The sequence below is a fragment of the Haliscomenobacter sp. genome (assembly GCF_040403615.1).
In the GTDB taxonomy this organism is placed as follows: domain Bacteria; phylum Bacteroidota; class Bacteroidia; order Chitinophagales; family Saprospiraceae; genus Haliscomenobacter.
On the sequence record NZ_JBBAKG010000235.1, the window covers coordinates 1 to 2,998 of the forward strand.

Genomic DNA, 2,998 nt, shown 5'->3' on the forward strand with positions numbered 1-2,998 from the left:
GCACACAGTTGTCATCAATCTTGGCTCGACGACGTTGTGGCACCTGCAGCCAGTCAGAGTTTTTTACACTGTAGATACCCTGTGAGTGGTGTGCTTGATCCGCAGGTTGCACATACAGTTCTACATCGGCTCCGCCAATGCGAATGTTGTGCAACTCATTGAATGCATATTTTTTAGCATCAAACAGTTCTTTGTAAACAGGATCAGTGGGCATTTCTACCACTAGATGCAAGTCAATGTCTGACTTTACAGTATATGAGTATGCAGCATTTGATCCAGAAATTGTGATATCAACAATATCTAAATCGGGCACCCCCATGTATTCTTTAAATTCTTCAGCAATCAGAAGAAGCTTATCTCGAACCTCCGGTAGAAGATGCTCGTCCTTGCCCCATAGCGTTGGATTTAACCTGTGATGAAATTTTACAGCATCTGCAAGATTATAAGATTCTAACTGTTCAATGTTCATTTAACAATATCTTTATAAATATAAGTGTAGTTCGCGGAATTGACGTTCCCAACTACTCTACTGCTTGAAAGGAGCATCAGCAATGATATTTAGCAAAAACAATACGCCTTTGGGTTACTATGTATATGCGTACCTAACTGAACATAATATACCGTATTATATAGGCAAAGGCTCAAAAAAACGAGCCTGGCTCAAACATCCTAGTGAAACACAACCACCAAAAGATAACATTAGAATAATTATTCTTGAACATAATTTATCTGAGATTGGCGCTTTTGCATTGGAAAGACGATATATTCGATGGTATGGGCGGATAGATTTAAAAACTGGTGTTTTGCATAATTTAACTGATGGTGGCGAAGGCGCATCGGGTAAAATTCATTCACAAGCTACTAGAAAAAAAATGAGTCTGACAAGAAAAGGTCGACTACATTCTGAAGACCATTGTAATGCAATTAGTGCCGCATCTATTGGAAAAGCAGGCACTAATCTTGGAAAAAAATTTACTGATGAGCATAAAGCAAAAATGAGTGCTGCGCATTTGGGAAAAACTTTTTCCAAGGAATCTAGAGAAAAAATGAGTGCTGCAAAGAAAGGTCGTATTCCCTGGAACAAAGGAAAAATCTACAATTTTAAAAAAAGCCCCTAAGGGCTTTTTCTATTCAGCAGTAGCAGTTTCTTGCTTGGTTTTCTTTCGGCTGCTGGCAATGACCTTGGCTTCCACAGCCACTTCCGGCGCAGCCACCGGTGTTGCACTGGTATCCACGATTTGCGGCTGTGCTGCTGCCTGATTGCTCAGAGCCATTTGATGCAGATCTTGATAGAGTTTGTCCTGTGTTTGATAGTCAAACACATAGGTGCCTGTGTGCTTGAGCAACACACGCTTGTCCACCCAGACTTGTCCGCCAATATCACGCCAGTTTTCACAGAATGTCCAGTCTTCTGAGTAGTAGCGATTTTCACGCACTGCTGTGTCAAAGTAGGTTTTCATGTAGATATTCAACACAGGATCAAGTCCAATGTCATTGGTAAAGGATTTTACCGCAGGATGAGCATTGAGTTTGTCAAATACATCACGTTTGATCAGCAAGAAGCCTGTGCCAGTTTTGGTAACTTCGATCAGGCCCGATGGATCGTTTTGATCAGCATCAGGAATACCGTTCACACACCACTTGATTGGCAGGCTCTTCATGGGATACAGGCCACCTATGACGTCTTTTTGTGCATTCAACATCACCAACAGGTGCCAGGGTTCCCAGCCAATGTCAGCATCGATAAACATCAGGTGTGTGGATTCTTTGGTGTGCAGGAACTTGGCAGTGAGAGTGTTTCTGGCACGGCTGATCAGGCTTTCATTGGTCATTGTTTCCACGGTCCAGTCAATGCCAAGTTGTCTTGCAACATTGGCCCACTTGATAAAGCTCATGAATGTGCTTTCAGTCAACTGACCACCATAGCAGGGCATGCATATGTGGACTCGGGTGGTTTTCAAGTAATCAATGTTGACTTGAATGCTTTGTTGCCCACCATTTTGGTCCACAGGTGATGCGTTCTGATAAGGTAATTGTTGTTCGTCTGCCATTTGTTACTCCGTAAAATAGTATTTCTATTTACAGAGTATAGCAGGCCACCAGATTTTTTTCTACCTGGATTCGTCCAGATAATCTGCAGAATTGTTGGCTTGTTGTTTTAAAGATTGAATCTTTGTTTTCAAGTCAGCAATCTCTGCGGCCATGCGGTGAATCTTTTGATCCATAGCATGATCATCCACGTTGCTGTGCATGAGACTGCGTTGTACCCACTTGTCAAATGCTGATTCAGGGTCTGCTGCTAGATTGGGATAGTGGCGTTTGGCATAGGTCTTGATGGCATTTAGTTCAGAGTCGTTGGATTGATTGCCAGCTTCGTTGACCATCTCTGCACCCATGGCAGTATCCAGCATGTTGACCACGGTAGCAGCCAACTTGGGATTGTTTTGTGTAGCAGGATACAGGCTCATCACAAGGGCTGACTTGCGTTTAGGACTGAGAGTGGGCCATGCCGATCGTATTTCAGTAGCCGATGTCATGCCGGGCCCAAACTCCACTGTGGGCAAGTAGGCCATGTAGGCATGCTGAGTCATTGGAGCCATATCATCACTGATGGGCTGCAGATATGCAGGCGTGCCATCTTTCTTGATACCACCAGCCACAGGAGGTTTGGCAGCGTCCTTTTCACTGCGAACAAAGATCAACTGTGTGTCTGCAGGATTGTAGTTCTTGGTAATCTCATCTGCACGGAATGGGCTTTTGACCTGATAGAACTTTCCGGGAGGAACACCGGCTAGTTGTGCTAGTTTTTCTTTGAGTTTGAACGGGAATGGACGAGCAGAAGTGTCGTTGGTGGCAGCTACCTTGACATCGGCACCAGGAAAAGCCTGCTCAGCAGATTGATACAGTGCTAGATGGCCTGCGTGAAAAGGGTGAAATCCACCGGGCATGATGACTAATTGTTTCATACCTGGTATTTAGCTTTACATGTGCTCTAGTA

The 2,998-nt window shown here is 44.0% G+C and carries 3 protein-coding genes and 1 pseudogene; 1 reads left to right on the plus strand and 3 read right to left on the minus strand.

The window, feature by feature from the left end; translation table 11 throughout:
* A pseudogene (locus ABW391_RS29110) lies at positions 1–469 on the minus strand (hypothetical protein); the annotation flags it as partial.
* A 64-nt stretch (positions 470–533) separates the two neighbouring features.
* Here ABW391_RS29110 and ABW391_RS29115 point away from each other — a divergent pair.
* The gene (locus ABW391_RS29115; RefSeq protein WP_353485420.1) at positions 534–1,118 is read left to right on the plus strand and encodes an NUMOD3 domain-containing DNA-binding protein; all 585 of its coding nucleotides are present in this window, start codon (positions 534–536) and stop codon (positions 1,116–1,118) included.
* A gap of 9 nt (positions 1,119–1,127) precedes the next feature.
* On the opposite strand, the gene ABW391_RS29120 is transcribed toward ABW391_RS29115, so the two are convergent.
* Entirely contained in the window at positions 1,128–1,895 is a 768-nt protein-coding gene (locus tag ABW391_RS29120; protein ID WP_353485421.1) for a glycosyltransferase family protein, read from the minus strand.
* Positions 1,896–2,111: 216 nt separating this feature from the next.
* Entirely contained in the window at positions 2,112–2,966 is an 855-nt protein-coding gene (locus ABW391_RS29125; RefSeq protein ID WP_353485422.1) for a hypothetical protein, read from the minus strand.
* Positions 2,967–2,998 lie beyond the last annotated feature (32 nt).

What these genes read in the sequence shown, in the direction of transcription:
- ABW391_RS29120 (WP_353485421.1), bottom strand. Translation starts at nt 1,895, where the DNA reads ATGAGCTTTATCAAGTGGGCCAATGTTGCAAGACAACTTGGCATTGAC.
- ABW391_RS29125 (WP_353485422.1), bottom strand. Translation starts at nt 2,966, where the DNA reads ATGAAACAATTAGTCATCATGCCCGGTGGATTTCACCCTTTTCACGCA.